Origin of the sequence: Bacillus sp. 5B6, assembly GCF_000259405.1 — a bacterium.
Taxonomy (GTDB): Bacteria; Bacillota; Bacilli; order Bacillales; family Bacillaceae; genus Bacillus; species Bacillus velezensis.
The window spans coordinates 647,762-663,917 of sequence record NZ_AJST01000001.1 but is presented as its reverse complement, the minus strand read 5'-3'; the positions used below and the strand labels follow the sequence as shown (position 1 = coordinate 663,917).

The window sequence follows — 16,156 nt, the reverse complement described above, 5'->3', positions numbered from 1 at the left end:
CGTTGATCGTATTATGAAAGTATGATGGTGATGTCGCAGCCTTCCGCTTTCGCTTCACGAAAGACCTGAAGCACACTCTCGGCGCCATTTTCTGTAAGCTGCTTGCTTTGTTCAAACTGTCTCCATTCTAAAACGAGGGGGTATTCCACCCATCCGGTCAGACAATCCCATAAAGCGTCAAGGTTTTCACCGTAGTATTCAGGAAGGGCAAGTTCCTTTTTCAATGTCTGATGCAGGTCGCTCATACTTCTGATTTGCTCCCCGTTAATAACTGCTTTATTCATGCGCGGCTCCTTTCTCATGATTTTATTCTATCAGTTTACCATTTTCCTCTTCAGAAGTGGCCGGAGTCTGCCGCGGTTCCAGCTGGACGATGCCTTGCCCGCCGTCAACGGCCACCCTGTCCCCCGTTTTCAGTTTTGACGTTGCATTTCCGCACCCTACAACAGCAGGAATCCCCAGTTCCCGGGCGACGATCGCCGCGTGGGACAAAGGGGCGCCGACGTCCGTTATGATAGCAGCCGCTCTTGGAAAAAGCGGGGTCCAGCCTACATTGGTTGTCGACGTCACTAAAATTTCCCCCGCCGCAAAAGAATCCCCGTCTTCCGGAGCATCAAGGACACGGACAATGCCCTCCACTCTCCCGGCCGCTCCCGCGAAACCTTTTAAAGTATGCGCATCATCAGTTTCCGCAGGCATAAAAGCATCGTAATAATCCGCTCTTCTGTCAGGATCCTCAGCCCATTTAAACGGATTGAACCTTCCGTTAATAACGGATGGGAACGGCGGCAGTTTTTTATAGGTTTCATAGTTTTGCTTTCTCGCTTGAATCGACGCAACCGCCGGCTCTTTCCCCGCGAGCAGATCGGTTATTTCATGCAGATACAAGAAGAAAATATCGTCCTTCATGCCGGTCATTTCCGCCGCTCTGAGCGCGAATGCTCTGGCTGTCCGGTACACCCTGACAAATTCGGATCTGGTTGTTTCTCTAATATTCGCGTATTCTGACGCTTTTTCCATTTTGGCTTTGAGCCATTTGACCTTATGAGGATACTTTTCTTCAAATCTTCGGAAGGCCTGTTCATGCGCCCGCTGCTGTTTCAAAAGCAGTTGTTCGGCATCAATACCCGACTCCTTGTGTTCTTTGATCTGCTTCGTCAGCCAATCCCGGTTTTCTCCCGGATGCGGTATGGAAAGTTCGTATTCATGCGGGCCACGGTGGCCTTGGTTCCTGAGGTATTCTTCCTCGCTCATACGGCCTTTCATGACTTGATCAATGCCGATAATCGGCTCCAGGCTGGCCAGTCCGCCTTTTCCCCTCAGATTGGACAGCAGGAGATTCGCATCTTCTATTCCTGCGAGTTTTGTTAATTGAGAGGTTAACGACGAAGAGGATTGCGCAGAATCACGCCCGCCGGATATTAACGCAAACCACGCGTTGCATAAATACGGATAGATCTCATTGTTCCATATCGCTAATAATGCCCGCTCCGTTTCGGCACGTTTCAGCTTTTCCTCAATATTCCGGCACCACTCCGGCGATTCGTCCAAGTAGGAGGACATGTTTTTTTTCGCTTGCTTCATTTTCGACAGATACGGTTTCAGTTTTTTCGGGATGATCTTCAAAAGTTCATACTTTGAGAACGGATATAAAGGAATCTTCATTTCCGCCGGGATTTCTCCCAATGTATCGCTCATCATTTTTCCTATTTTTCCGCCTTTCGGATTCAGACCGAAAGCGGCGAGAACGGAAAGAGGCTGGCTCATATTGTTATAGGCTCTGCCGCAAATATTGCCGGACCAGACATAATAGCCCGGAATAATGCCCGACTCTTCATCCAGATTCCGGAGGAGCGACCATGTCAGCGGCGTCATCACATCGGGAATCGCTTCTCCTATATTTGTGTTTGTCCATAAAAAATCACCGCTGAAAGAATCATTCCATTCATAGGTTTCCAGATTTCCGGCTTGTAAGGTCGTAATCGGGCGGGATTGAAGAATATACAATGTCCCGCCCGCGGCGGCCCATTCAATATCCTGCGGCCCTCCGAGATCTTTTTCCAGCTTTTTCGCCAGTTTATAGAGCTTTGACGCATATTTGCGAAATTCTCCGGGGCCGTCATATTTTTTCTTGGGCCGTGCCAGTTTAAAAGAATAGGCATCGGCTTCCCCGGAAACGAGCTGCTCCCCGAGACCGTAGACGTAATTGCCTGTCATCTCCCGTCTGCTCCCCGTAATCGGATCTGCGGTAAACAGCACTCCGGATATCTCAGACGGTATCATCAGCTGGATGACGATTGCGATTTCATGCTCATCTTCCATTCCCTGAACGGCGCTGTACGCTTTTACTCTTTCTGACTGTGCCGATCGGCGGACTTCATCAATCGCCCTGGACATGTCTTGATCTGTTTTGACATTCAACACCGTATCGAATTCTCCGGCAAAGGAAGCCTGAGCGGAATCCTCGCTCAGCGCGGATGAGCGTACGGCAAACAACGCAGATGCATGGCGGCTGCGGATGGAATTCACATATTGATCAACAGCCTCTCTCGCCTGATTGCGGAGCTGCCCGTCCTGAAAAGCTGACGGCAAAATCACAAACCCTTCAGGCACAGGATACCCGCTTTGATACATTTTAGAGAGAATGCTTCCTTTTCCTCCCGCAAAGGAATAAAGTTCGGCCGGAAGTTCTCCGAATGTTTTGACACAGTCATTCATAATGTCCCCGCTCCTTTTTAGTCGTTCATCCAAGCTCACAGTTTTTCTCTTTTTCACTTTTTATGAAAGTATTTCCTATAAGTATACAATATATCGGTCTTCACAAGGGAGAAAATCGATGGCGTTATTTTGTCATAAATGCATCCGTCAAAACGGCCGCAGGCGGGGGTTTCGTTTGCAGGATGTACAACTATCCGTCCTCGTGCCGGATAAGGCGGACCCATATCAAAAAGGCGGCCGAAACGCCGCCTTTTTTTCAGACTGTGCGGCCTTGATGCGCCGCCGTATTTCTTTTGGTCTGCTTCGGCTGATACACTTTCCCGACAAACAGGTATCCGTATCTGAAATGGTTGCACACCCAAGATACGAAAATGGGACCGAGCGTGCAGATCAAAAACAGCAGAAGGATGGCAGCCGGCAAAGGCATTGACCGCAAATAGCCTTCCAGAAGATATCCGCTGATTAAAAAGTAGGAGTGCAGCAGATAGATTGAAAACGAATAGTTGCTGATCATCATCACAATCGCGGGCACTTTTTTGAGCTTTGAAAACAGATGAAAACACAGAAAGATCATACTGACCGCGTAAATCATAATATCCGGACGCTTAGAGGAAATGGAGCCGCCGCTGATATATGAAACGGCCACAATCAATATTGCCGATACGGCCGCACTGGAGTAAACCGCATAACGGTACTGATTGATGAGCGCTAAAAAACGCGGATATTCCTTTCCGCAATAAAATGCCAGACAGAAATAAAACACCCAGCCCGGAAACGGAACCCAAAAGAACGGAAAAATAGAATCAAGCCCCGATGATGCCGGCGGATGAACGATGGAAAAGTAAGCCAGATAGACGGCGTTGATGATAAACGAAACAGACAGCACCCACACGGGAGATGTGTTATTCAGCCAGCGGTGCAGCAGCATATGGAGAATGTAAAATTGAAAGATCACAAGAATGAAGTAGCCGATGAAGTTTCCTAAAAACACATTTTCTAAAAATTTACCGATCACTGAAACGAATCCGGCTCCTTCTTCCGCCACGCTTTTCATTAAAATAGCATCCACCGCGGCAATAAACAGAAACGGCACGAAAATGACTTTGCCCCTTTTCTTTAAAAAACCCGCGGGAACGCCTCCCGGGTATGACCTGGCAAGCAGAAATTCCGAAATAAAGATAAACGCCGGCGTGCTGAACATCAACAGGGTCCGAAAAGCATCAACCGTATGGGCGGCACTGACTAAGGACTCTTCCTGAATCATCAGCACCATTGAAACTGCATGAAGCAGAACCACACTTAAACAGGACAGGCAGCGAATCACGAAAATTTCTTTTATCTGCATGCGGCCGCTCCTTTTTCACAAGCGCGCCGGACTTTAGCGTATGCTTGGCGCAGCCATTTTTCCCGCAGCTCGGGTGTGCTCGTTTTAACGACAGAAAAAAGGTTCCGCTCGGCTTTTTGAATGCCGCAAAATTGCAGAATGCCTTTTTTCAGCGTAATCCAGTCCGAGTTTTTCCGGAACCACTTTAAGTACCAGCCCGGGGAATCCGCCGTATAAAAGACCTGTGCCGTCTCTGCCCGGAGCAGTCCTTTTACGCGGCCGTTTTCATATGTGTAGGCTTCTCCGGCGACAAGCACTCTGTCAAAAAAGCCTTTCATAATCGCCGGAACGCCTCCCCACCACAGCGGGTAGATGAAAATGAGATGATCCGCTTCTTTCATCAGTTTCCGGTATTTCTTCGTTTCAGCGTCCCGGTTCATGTCAGAGCGCTTTTTTTCGCCGCCGTACTTCAGCACGGGATCAAATTGGTCGGCGTATAAGTCAATGACCGTATAGCTTTGGCCGCTGTCCTTTAAAGCCATGACGACGTATTTTACGAGAGCCGCATTGAAACTGTTCTCATCCGGGTTTGCATACACAATCACCGTCTTCATATGTCCCTCCCAGTATTTCTTAATTTTTACAATTATTATATCATGATGTCATATGAATGAGGCAAAGACATGAGAAAGGCTTTTTCCAGTTCCGCTGCCGTTTCAATAACCTCTTTCTGCATATTTTCGCTGATTTTGCCGCCGCAGATTCAATTACAAGCATCCGGCACTTCTGCGTTTTTGAGCGGCCGTATGGTATACTAGCTGTCAAATGAATGGCTTGGAGGACAACATGAGAATTTTAAAGTACGCGATTTTAGGGCTTTTGCGAAAAGGCGAATTGAGCGGATATGATATATCGAGCTATTTTAAGGAAGAGCTCGGCCAGTTTTGGAGCGCAAAGCACAGCCAGATTTATCCGGAATTAAAAAAACTGACGGCTGAGGGATTTATTACGTTTCGCACTGCGATTCAAGGAACAAAGCTTGAGAAAAAAATGTACACGCTGACTGACAAGGGAGAGCTGGAGCTTGCTGCCTGGCTGACGAAAAAAGACCCGATTCCGGAAACGGTGAAGGATGAATTTATGCTGAAGGCTTATTTCATCTCAGCGTTGACGCAGGAAGAAGCGGATGAGCTATTCACCGATCAGCTCGTAAAGCGGAAGGAGAAATTGTCCGATCTGGAAAACAGTTATCAAGAACTGATGACATCGTCTGCGGAGGCGGATTCATTTTCTTCTCCTGATTTCGGCCATTATCTCGTGCTGACAAAAGCGCTTGAGCGGGAACGGAATTATATTTCCTGGCTTGAAGATATTTTGGCTCTCATCAAAAAAGCATAAACAAAACGGGGCGGCTCTGTATCTGCAAGCCGCCTGTTTACGTTCTGAGAACCGCATTGATAAACGAATCAGCCATTAAAATAAGAAAAAGCAGACTGAAATACACAATCGAATAAAAAAACATCCCCTTCGACCATTGCGTGTCATCCGCCGCCTGAAAGCCTTTGACGCTCCGGTACAGCCAGATAGCCCCGAGCAGAAGAGCGGACGCGGTATAAAACGGGCTGACGTCTATATATAGAGGAACGAGCAGCGAAACCGCAGTCAGAACGGCAATATAGCGCAGCATTTTTATTTTTGTGACGCGATTGCCTTTTATAATCGGCAAAAGCGGAATGCCGGCGGCACGATACTCTTCCTTTCGCCTGATTCCGATCGCCCAGAAATGCGGCGGCTGCCACAAAAACAGAATCGCGTATAACAAAATCGCGGGCATATCAATGTACCCGGTCAGCGCGCAATAACCGATTAAAGGCGGAGCCGCCCCCGGAAGGCTGCCGACAAATGTGCTCCAGACGGATTGTCTTTTAAACCAAAGCGTATAAACGACGGCATACAGCAAAAATGCAAGCAGGCCAAGAACGGCGGTCAGTACATTAAGCGAAGCAAGCATGATGAATCCGCATGCGCCGAGGCATGTGCCGTACAGGATCATGGCCGGCGGCGGTATTCTCCCCGTGACGCTTGCGCGGGTGCGGGTTCGCGCCATCTTTGCGTCCATGCCGCGGTCAAAGAAGTTATTAAAAACAGTGCTTGATGCCATGACTAACGCCGTTCCGATCATGGCAACCGCCATGGCGGCAAATATACCGGGTCCTCCGCCCGTCCTTTCTGACTGAAGCCATGCGATCCAAAATCCGCCCAATGCGGCGAGTGAATTTGAGATGATAATCCCCGGTTTGGCAAGAATGATAAAGTCCTTGACCGTCACCCGGTTTCCGTTACGCTTCATCGGCTGTTCCGTCTGTGCTGCATTTGAATTCATTTGTTCAGGTTCTCCTTTTTCGGCTTATCATATCAGGAAGAATCAGGAAGTACAATTTATTTTGGGCATTTTTCACACAATTGTAAATTGTATATGAAAAGCCGCATCTTGTGACCAGATGCGGCTTTTGCTTTTTTCTATTCAAAGTCTGCCCATACAGCTCCCTGATCCGCTGAACGGACATAGTTTTCAATCCAGCGGATGCTCTGAGCTTGGGCCGGCGATGGCGGGCTCCAGGCGTCATTTTTGCGCCTCACTGAGATGTTCGCTCTCTTCAGTCACAGACGTTCTTTCCCGAGCCTTTTCAAGAAAAACTTCAGAAAAATAAAAACCTTGCCGATTAGACGGCAAGGTTTGTTTCTTACAGTGTAAATGCGATATCCGCCCCTGATACAGGGTCTTTGACGAATACGCCCTCTTCTTTTTCTTCGATCTCAAAGCCGGCATCGGTCAGCGCTTTCGTCACACGTAACAGCTCTTTTTGATGCGGCAGCGCGATGGTGTAATAATCCAGCCCGCTTGCGTTTCCCGGTTTCGGCGGCGCATGTTTTCCGGCCCATATATTCAAACCGATGTGATGGTGATACCCTCCCGCCGAAACAAACAGAGCGGACATGCCCGCGTAATTGCCGACAATGTCAAAACCGAGAATATCGGTGTAAAACGCTTTGGCTTCCTGTAAGTCCGTCACATGAAGATGGATGTGGCCGATAACAGTTCCTTCTGGGAGACGGCTTTTCCGTTCAGCTCCGGCTTCTTCCAAAAGCCCGTCCACATCCACGGGCGCCGTTTGCATGACATAATTGCCCTCTGCATCCCGGCGCCACGTGCTGCGGGGACGATCGGCGTATATTTCAATACCGTTGCCGTCCGGATCAGACAGGTAAAGAGCCTCACTGACCGCGTGATCCCCCTGACCGAGCGCGATGCCGTTTTCAATCAGCCGGGCTAATGCGATGCCGAGTTCTTTCCGGTCAGGCAGAAGTATCGCGAAATGGTAAAGGCCGGTGACAGACCGCTCCGGCAGAACGACGGCGCTTGGATTTTCTTCAAGCACCAGCAGGACGCGTTTTCCGTCTGCTGACAGTCTTGCTGAACGATCTGTCTGCGAGATGACTTGAAAGCCGATCACATTCCGGTAAAAGCCGAGCGAGCGTTCCATATTTTTAATGGTCAATTTGACATAGCCGATTGCCGTATCTTGATGAATACCGGTCATTTGAACGCCTTCTTTCTTATGCTGAAAAAGTTTCTCCCTTTTTTGATTTGAAAAGGAGCTGATCCAATGAAAGCAGACGGCTTCCTGAAAGCGCTAAGTGAATTGACGCAACCAGTAAGATGAAATCAAATTCCGATCCGCCCATGAATGGTGAGGAAAGCTTCGCCGTGAAGATGGCGCCGACTAATGTGACGGCAAACAGAACGCCGATAATGCGCGTTGCCAAGCCGAAAAAGATCAGAACCCCGCCGACAAGCTCAATCGTCGCGATGACATAGACCATAAAGGCCGGAATCCCGATGCTCTGGAAAAATTGCGTAGTTCCTTCCAACCCTTGAAACTTGGATAAACCGTGAACAAAAAAGATAATACCTGTTACAACCCTTAAAAGCAGTGTTCCTGTTTCGAATGATTTATTCATAAAATCCTCCTTGAAAATTATTATCACTTACTTTATGTAAGCTAGTATATATACATAACTTATTTACGTCAAGTAATTTTGTTACATTTAACGAAAATAACTTAAAAGTACTATTTGCCTTCGCAAAAAAAGACCTCCGCACTCTGTCGGAGGTCTTTTTCCCTATCTATGATTCCCGGAACTGGCTTTCATATAATTCCCGGTAAAACCCGTTCTGGCTGAGAAGTTCGGCATGGGTTCCTTTTTCAGCCATTTCGCCGTCTTTCAGCACAAGAATCTGATCGGCTTTTTGAATCGTGTTCAGCCTGTGAGCGATGATGACGCTTGTTCTGCCCGCCATTAAACGGCCGAGCGCTTCTTGTATTTTCACTTCCGTCACCGTATCAATGTTGCTCGTCGCTTCATCCAAAATGAGCAGCACCGGGTCCGCCAGCACAGCTCTCGCGATGGAAATAAGCTGTTTTTGTCCTTGGCTGATGCCCGCGCCGTTTTGGGTAAGGACGGTATCGTAGCCTTTCGGGAGCCGTTCGATGAATCCGTGGGCATTGGCGGCTTTTGCGGCTGCTTCCACCTCTTGATCAGATGCATCCAGACGGCCGTAACGGATATTTTCCCTGATTGTGCCCTGAAAGAGAAAGGAATCCTGCAGGACAAACCCCATGTTTTTTCTCAGACTGGATCTCGTCAGTTTTTTGATGTCCGTTCCGTCGATGAGGATTTTCCCGTTATTCGGCTCGTAAAAACGGGCGATCAGGCTCGTAACGGTTGTTTTACCCGCTCCGGTCGGTCCGACGAAGGCGATTGACTGTCCTTTCGGAACGCTGAAGGACAGATGTTTTAAGATCGGGCTGTCTTCCTGATAGCCGAAGGAGACATCTCGGAATTCAATCTCTCCCGTTTTGATCGGCTGGTACAGCGCATGCTCTTCATCTTCCCGCTCCTCTTTTTCATCCAGCACGTCAAACACCCGCTCAGCCCCGGCGATGGCCGATAACATCGTATTGAACTGATTGGCTAAATCATTTAAAGGGCGCGTGAACTGCCGCGAGTATTCGGCGAATACGACGATGGAACCGATCGAAATCCACCCCTTCAGCGCAAACAGCCCGCCGACCGCCGCTATAATCGTAAAGCTTAAATTGTTTAAAGAGTTCATGACTTTCGGAATGAATCCCGAAATTGTCTGCGCCCAAAACCCCGATGATTGTAACGCCGCGTTTTTTTCTAAAAATTGCTCCATGACGCGGTCTTCCCTCGAGTAGGCTTTAATGACCTTCGCCCCTGATATCGACTCTTCAATAAAACCGTTCAGCTCGCCGAGGTTTTTCTGCTGCTGTTTAAACAGGAGTCCCGTCCGGTTGGTGATCCATTTAATGCTCAAAAGCATGATCGGAATAATCAAAAGCGTGATCAATGTTAAAAGCGGACTCATGTACAGCATGACGGAGATTGTGCCGACGAATGTAATGACGCTCGACAGCACTTGAATGACGGATGTATTTAAAGTGGAGCTGACATTTTCGATATCATTGGTGACCCGGCTCATTAAGTCCCCGAGCCGCTGTTTATCAAAAAACGGAATCGGCAGCTCATGGAGATGGGTAAACAGCTCGCTCCGCATTTTAAACACGGTGCTTTGCGAGATATTGATCATCCAATAGTTTTGAAACCATAAGGACAATGATTGCACGAGGTAAATCCCAAACAGGATGAACAGCACCCCCGCCAATCCGTCTGTCGTCTGTCCGACGATAAAATGATCAATCGCTTTCCCGATGACGAACGGTCCGAGCAGGCCGAATATGGCGCTTATGACTACCATGATGATCACAAGGGTTAAAAGCCCTTTTTTCTCGGCTACATAAGACCAGATTCTGCGCAGCGTGCCTTTTGTATCTTTTGCTTTCGCGCGTTTTCTGCCGCCTTCATTCGATTTGAGCGGTATTTTCGGATATCGGAAAGGTTTACGAATGTCTTTTTGCATTGTCAGCTCCCTCCTTTCCGAATTGTGATTCATAAATCTGCCGATACAGATGAGACTGTGCCATCAGCTCTTTGTGCGTGCCTTTGGCCAGCAGTTCGCCGTCTTCAAGCAATAAGATGGTGTCAACCTTCATTGCAGTCGTTATTTTCTGCGTAATAATCAGTGTCGTGCATTCATAGGATCTGATCGCTTGTAAAAGCTTCGCTTCCGTCTGAAGATCGAGCGCGCTCGTACTGTCATCTAACAGCAGGAGGGACGGCTTTCTGATAAAAGCGCGTGCGATGGAAATCCGCTGCTTCTGCCCGCCTGACAAATTGACGCCCCGCTGTCCCAGCACCGTGTCGTATCCGTTTGACAGCTTCATAATTGTTTCATGGATTTGCGCGTCTTTGGCCGCTTCCATTACTTCATCTAGTGAAGCATCCTCCCGCCCCCAGGCGATATTTTCACGGATGGTGCCCGAAAACAGAAGCACTTCCTGCGGAACATAGCCGATTTCCCTGCGCAGCCCGCAAGCGGAGAATTCACCGATCGGTTTGCCGTCTATGAAAATACTGCCCGAATCAGCCGTGTACAGGCGCGGAATCAGCTGAAAAAGCGTTGATTTTCCTGAGCCTGTCGCGCCCATAATGGCAACCGTCTCTTTTGGGCTGGCAGAAAAGGACACGTGATGCAGCGCGTCTTTTTCCATGCCCGGATAGCGGAAGGACACTTCGCGAAACTCAATCCCGCCTGCAAGTGCCCGTGCCGGGTCCTGCCCCGTTCCCTCGCCGCCTTCTGTTTCCAGCACCTCGCCGATTCTTTCTCCGGAAGCCTTCGCCCGGGAAAATACCATGATGAGAAAAGGAAGGACGGACAGCGCGCCTGTAATCCGCGTCGCATAGTTAATGACAGAAACGACATCGCCGACCTGCGCTCCGCCCTGAGCAATGCTTTTGGCGCCGAACCATAAGATAAACAAAATGCAAATGTTCATCAGCAGCATTAAAATCGGCATCGCCGCTTCCACGAGACGAAAAGCGGAGACCGTTTTTTCCATCAGCTTCGTATTCGATTTCAAAAACCGTTTCACTTCGTGGTTTGCACGGAGGAGCGCTTTAATCAGTTTGATCGCCGTCAGGTTTTCCTGCATGATCGTGTTGACCTGATCAAGCCGCTTTTGCACAGACCGAAACAGCGCGCCTCCTCTTTTCAGCACCCACAGCAAAAACAAAAGCAAAATCGGCACCGTGATCAGCAGAAAAAACCCGAGTTTCGCATTGACGGTCAGCGAGAGAATAATGCCGCCCGCGATCATTAACGGCGCACGAAGCATAAACCGGAGACTCATGAAAAGCATATTCTGGACCTGTGTCACATCGTTTGTCAGCCGGGTGATAAACGATGTGGATGAGAATTGCGCAAACGTCGAATAAGAGAAGGATTGAATTTTTTGAAAAAGCCCTTTTCGCATATCATACGCATAGCTCTGGCTGATGTGGGCGGAGTAGAATGAATTTAAAATGCCCGATGCGAATGAAACAGCGGTCAGTCCGATCATCACGCCGCCCCACAGCCAAACCGTACCGAGATCCTGCTTTAAAATTCCTTCGTCAATGATTTTCCCGATCAGCAGGGGCTGTATCAGCTCTACCGCAAGCTCGATGAGCATGAAAAACAGAGCGATTCCCGCCAAAAGAGAATACGGTTTTACATATGATAAAGCCTTTGACATGTGTAAGCCTCCAAATCCTTTGTTCAATATGTATGTATATTTATTTTATTTGTTTGTCTTAAATGAATAAAGGATTAACCCTTGGACTCGCACTTTTATTATGTACTTTGTGTAAAAAAAACGGAAATCATTGAGGATAAAAATTGAAGGAATGAGGCGTGCAGATATATGGAGGCTGTCTTATCTTTTCTTATTACCAGCTTTTGAATCGGAGCCTTGATTTTAAAATGAATTAGCGGAGCCTTTAAAAAGGCGTCCGCTATTCAGGATGGTCATTTATGCTTTGTCATTTCATTTAACGAATGAAAACGAGAGCGACCCCGAATCCTTTATCAGCATCAAACTCATTGATCACTTTCATGACCTGCCAGCGCTGGTTTGAAGCATCAGATTTTGTTGCAATCCCGTTATGAGCGTGAATAAAATCTCCCGGTTTCACAGTCTCATCGCATCTGACATATACCTGGCCGATGAGTCCGACAATGTTCCACTCGTCTCTCTCTTCTCTTGAAGCGTAGTCTTCTTCAGGCCGAAAGTCCGGATTTTCCTTTGGCGCCATGACCGTATGGCCGTTCGCATCTTTCTGTTCTTCATAAACATAGCCGCCAAATTCATTCTTTACGTATCGTCCCGACCAGTGAAAACTCGACTCGCCAAGAATCACTCCGGCGGTCTCGGAAATGACCCCAAGCATGAGATCACCTTTTTCAGCCGGTCTGATCTTATCACCTTCAAGTGTGACAAGTGTTCCCGTCGGAATCTTTTCCCCTCTCAGGCTTTCAAAATACTCGGCGTAGTCAGAGAATGTCGAGGAACCTGTTACGCCTCCCGCAGCCTTAATTGTTCCTTCTTTTGCGTGAAGCTCAATCTTTCTGTTGGCTGATGACGGAGTGCTGCCGGCACCCCAGCCAAGTGCTACAGAATCTGAATTCGGATTAATTGTATTGTACGAAGAAAGCACTGAAGATTGAGCCGCTCCGGTTGCTCTTCCCCGAACAGAACCAGCCACAAAATTATTATTGCCTGTAGCGTGAGATTCACGGGAGCCAATGACTCCGCTTCCTTTATGTTTGAATAAGAAATAAGGAGTGACTGCTCCTCCAATGTTAAAGTCAGTTTCATAACCTGAAAAATCACAATTGGATACATTAAGATCTGGATCTGAGGAATAAATTCCAACTGTCCCGCTATTATTTTTTGGAGATCTCTGTCCCCAAACATTACTAACAACAGACTCGTACATTCCGCTGCCAAATGCAACTCCTTTTTTTCCGGAGTCAATCAAGGTGACACCATCCACCATTACTTTCCCTACTGAGTTATCCCCGCCGACAATATATAAGTCATTGTCTGCAGTCTTAAATCCGCGAATGGTTATATTCTTTAAGCTAATTAAGCGTCCTTTATAAAATACGCTGACTACCGAATTACCCTTATAATCAATTGAACTATCATCACAAACAGCATGGAAATTCACAACACTCACACCATCATATCCGGAGATTTGCAACGCGTTTGGACCCGCCCCTTTGTAAAGATCATTCGGTTTAGGGTTATATGCGATACAATTCGCAAGCTGCACATCATGGGCTGTCGCTGACTGAGGATCGCTTGCTGTATGGTGACCGATATGGCGAATGCTATATCCAATGGCATTTTCGTATGCGCGACAGTTAACAAGCTGCACTCTCTTCGCAGCCGGTGCATAACCGTGTGCTTTAATCTCAAAGCCTCGGACTCCTCCAATTGAGATACAACTATCAATCATTACGTCTTGAGAGCCGTCATCAATTTCAAAACAGTTCGTGTTAGAAGTTCCATCGTTTAGCCCCATAGGATGATAAGAGAGGCAATGACTGAAAGTCGTGTGTTTCCCAAAGTGACAAGTAAAGTTATCATCCCCGGACCCTGTTGCTTCACAATGTGAAAACGTTACAAAGTTACAGCCGTTGGGCTGATAATAAGTTGGATCATCTTTTTCTCCATGTCTGTTATAGTTCGGGCTCGTGGAATCAAAGCCGTGCAGGCCGGCGTTCTTCGCAAACACATGCTCAACAAAAGAATAGTCAACATTCGCAAAAAGCAAACAGCTTGAAGTGGGACCTTTCGGAATCTTCCAGCCGGCAGGACGCGTATCCTTGTTCCAGTCAAGCGTGAGATGGCCGACGTAAATATTTTCATTACCGTTCGTATAATCACTGTTGGTCAGAACAGAATGGCCGACCGGTGTTTCGTCTAATAATTTAATGACCGTTCTTTTCTTGCCTGCTCCGACAAGCATTGTATTTGAAGGAACAAACAATCCCGATGTTCTGAATACACCCGCGGGAACTGTTACGACATAACCTCCGTCGGCCATGGCATCATGAAATGCCTGTGTATCATCTGTTACGCCGTCACCTTTAGCTCCAAAATCCATAACGTTCCGCTCTGTCACATGTTCAAATCTGTTTTCATACATGTTAAGTCTTTCGTTTAAATTTTCATAAGTTGACGTGCCATTGCTAAGCGCAGCACCGATTTTGCTGTCAATCGCTTCAAAATTTTGAGCAATGCTTTCAACTTCAATCCCCTCCGTTTTATCGGGTTTGTAAAGTCCTAAGAAAGTCGTATAGTTTGTCATTGCCTTGCCTCCTATTTTTGAATTGCTGTTTAAAACACCGAACACCACAGAAGTCTTTCGTTTTCACTCCTGCATGTACAGGTGGCAAAGGTATGACAAATTCATACATTTCTTCAAAACATAAAAGAGCGCCGGATTAACAAGCGCTCTGCACATAGTCTGCTGCTGCAGTATTTTAGCCATTCAATATTTTCTCGACACGCTCCCGCATTTGCGGAACGCCTAATCCGACAATGACCTGAAGCGCCCTGCCTTTTCTGACGACCCCGTGGGCTCCCAGCTCTCTGAAATCGGCGTCACTTTTGACCTTTGATTCATCAGCGACAGTGACGCGGAGACGGGTGGCGCAATTGGTGACCTCCGTAATATTGTCCTTTCCGCCCAGCGCTTCAATATACAAAGCGGCTGTATCCCGCTGTGTTTCGTCTGCCGCCGCTGTTTCTTTTGAAGCCTGCTTCCGTTCTCTGTACTCCTTTTTCGAATAGAGCTTTGTTTCCTGCCCTTCCTCTTTTTCTCTGCCCGGTGTGGCGATGTTGAATTTGAGAATGAGGAAACGGAAGACGAAAAAGTAAACAGCGGTAAAACACAACCCGATAATGATCTGGTATACATACGTCAAGCCGTGACTTGACGCCAGCGGGATCCAGTTCAAGGTCGCAGCTTCGATCAAACCGCCTCCCATATTTCCGACGACGCCGGCCATATACATGACGGTTGCCATGGAAGCGGCAAGCAAAGCATGAACCGCAAATAAAAACGGCGAGATAAAAAGGAATGTAAATTCAATCGGCTCTGTAATTCCCGCGACAATGGACGTCAAGGTGACCGGGATCAATAGGCCGGCGACGATTTTTTTCTTTTCCTTTGAAGCCGTGGCGTAAAAAGCGAGCGCGATTCCCGGAATGCCGAAGATTTTCGAGTTTCCGTGAAGCGCGAAGCCCCCCTGCGGGAACAATTCTTTCAGCGGTTTGACGCTTTGAGAGTATTCCCCGAGATGCTGGGCCCAATAGGTGACGATACCGCCTTCAGCCACAGCCGGACCGTAAATAAACGGCGAGTAAATAAAATGATGCAGGCCGGTCGGAATTAAAATCCGCTCCAGGAACGTGTAAATCCACACGCCGATCGCCCCGGAAGAAACGAGAAAACTTTGCAGCGAGCCGATTCCGGACTGAACCATCGGCCATACGTATGCCACCGCAAGTGAAATCGGTATCATAATGAAGAAAGAAATGATAACAATGTATGAAGATCCTTGAAAAATCCCCAGGAAATCCGGCAGTTTTTTATCAAAATAACGATTGTGCAAATACACGACAATAGATGAAATAAAGATGGCGCCGATAATATTCGTATCAAGCGTTTTGATGCCGGCGATCATCGTCAGCCCGCTCGTTCCGCCGGCTTCCTGATTCATATCGACGTGAAAAGCCCCGCCCCAAACCGTCAGAATCGCATTGATAAAGTAATTGAATGTCAGATAAACTGTAAGCGCTTCCAAACAGGCCCGCGCCTGCGCTTTTTTCGCTAAGGCGACAGGTATGCCGATCGCAAACAGGAGCGGCATTTGATTAAAGACGGTCCAGCCGCCCTGTTCAATGACGTACCAGCATTGATACCAAAGCCCGTCAGGATCAGCCAGCGGCCCCATCAGCGTTTTATTTTTAAACAGCGTACTCAGACCGACAATAATACCGGAAAATGCAAATAATAAAACAGGCACAAACATCGCGCTGCCGAAGCGCTGGACTTTTTGCATCATTTCACGTG

General features: G+C 47.8%; 12 protein-coding genes. 1 reads left to right on the top strand and 11 read right to left on the bottom strand.

Annotated features, from left to right (window positions below; all coding sequences use genetic code 11):
* Nucleotides 1-11: 11 nt before the first annotated feature.
* The 4 genes from MY7_RS03145 to MY7_RS03130 all read right to left on the bottom strand — a co-directional run bounded on the left by MY7_RS03145 (nt 12) and on the right by MY7_RS03130 (nt 4,656).
* Nucleotides 12-284, bottom strand: coding sequence for a ribonuclease inhibitor Barstar (locus MY7_RS03145; protein WP_007408543.1), 273 nt, complete (start codon nt 282-284; stop codon nt 12-14).
* Nucleotides 285-306: 22 nt separating this feature from the next.
* Nucleotides 307-2,718 (bottom strand): PEP/pyruvate-binding domain-containing protein, encoded by a 2,412-nt coding sequence (locus MY7_RS03140; RefSeq protein WP_029325992.1) that lies wholly within the window; start codon nt 2,716-2,718, stop codon nt 307-309.
* A 256-nt stretch (nt 2,719-2,974) separates the two neighbouring features.
* Nucleotides 2,975-4,063 (bottom strand): acyltransferase family protein, encoded by a 1,089-nt coding sequence (locus MY7_RS03135; protein WP_007610135.1) that lies wholly within the window; start codon nt 4,061-4,063, stop codon nt 2,975-2,977.
* Nucleotides 4,054-4,656 (bottom strand): NAD(P)H-dependent oxidoreductase, encoded by a 603-nt coding sequence (locus MY7_RS03130; RefSeq protein ID WP_007408540.1) that lies wholly within the window; start codon nt 4,654-4,656, stop codon nt 4,054-4,056. Before MY7_RS03130 ends, MY7_RS03135 begins: the two co-directional genes overlap by 10 nt.
* A gap of 232 nt (nt 4,657-4,888) precedes the next feature.
* Between MY7_RS03130 and MY7_RS03125 the strand changes: the two genes are divergently transcribed.
* A complete protein-coding gene (locus MY7_RS03125) occupies nt 4,889-5,440 on the top strand; it encodes a PadR family transcriptional regulator (RefSeq protein ID WP_012117104.1) in 552 nt (183 codons plus the stop codon).
* Nucleotides 5,441-5,477: 37 nt separating this feature from the next.
* Here the strand turns inward: MY7_RS03125 and cyoE are convergent, their stop codons facing one another.
* The 7 genes from cyoE to MY7_RS03090 all read right to left on the bottom strand — a co-directional run bounded on the left by cyoE (nt 5,478) and on the right by MY7_RS03090 (nt 16,148).
* Nucleotides 5,478-6,425 (bottom strand): heme o synthase, encoded by a 948-nt coding sequence (gene cyoE, locus MY7_RS03120; protein ID WP_007610131.1) that lies wholly within the window; start codon nt 6,423-6,425, stop codon nt 5,478-5,480.
* 361 nt (nt 6,426-6,786) lie between these two features.
* Nucleotides 6,787-7,644: a VOC family protein gene (locus MY7_RS03115; protein WP_007610127.1), complete on the bottom strand. Its 858-nt coding sequence runs from the start codon at nt 7,642-7,644 to the stop codon at nt 6,787-6,789.
* Between the two features lie 16 nt (nt 7,645-7,660).
* Nucleotides 7,661-8,065, bottom strand: a complete 405-nt coding sequence (locus tag MY7_RS03110) for a DoxX family protein (RefSeq protein WP_007408534.1) — start codon at nt 8,063-8,065, stop codon at nt 7,661-7,663.
* Nucleotides 8,066-8,231: 166 nt separating this feature from the next.
* The gene (locus MY7_RS03105; protein ID WP_007610119.1) at nt 8,232-10,049 is read right to left on the bottom strand and encodes an ABC transporter ATP-binding protein; all 1,818 of its coding nucleotides are present in this window, start codon (nt 10,047-10,049) and stop codon (nt 8,232-8,234) included.
* Nucleotides 10,030-11,763, bottom strand: a complete 1,734-nt coding sequence (locus MY7_RS03100) for an ABC transporter ATP-binding protein (protein WP_007610118.1) — start codon at nt 11,761-11,763, stop codon at nt 10,030-10,032. Before MY7_RS03100 ends, MY7_RS03105 begins: the two co-directional genes overlap by 20 nt.
* Before the next feature lie 295 nt (nt 11,764-12,058).
* Nucleotides 12,059-14,386: a peptidase G2 autoproteolytic cleavage domain-containing protein gene (locus tag MY7_RS03095; protein ID WP_029325993.1), complete on the bottom strand. Its 2,328-nt coding sequence runs from the start codon at nt 14,384-14,386 to the stop codon at nt 12,059-12,061.
* Between the two features lie 175 nt (nt 14,387-14,561).
* Nucleotides 14,562-16,148 carry an alpha-glucoside-specific PTS transporter subunit IIBC gene (locus MY7_RS03090; protein ID WP_029325994.1) on the bottom strand — a complete coding sequence of 529 codons (1,587 nt, stop codon included), beginning with the start codon at nt 16,146-16,148 and terminating at the stop codon, nt 14,562-14,564.
* Nucleotides 16,149-16,156 lie beyond the last annotated feature (8 nt).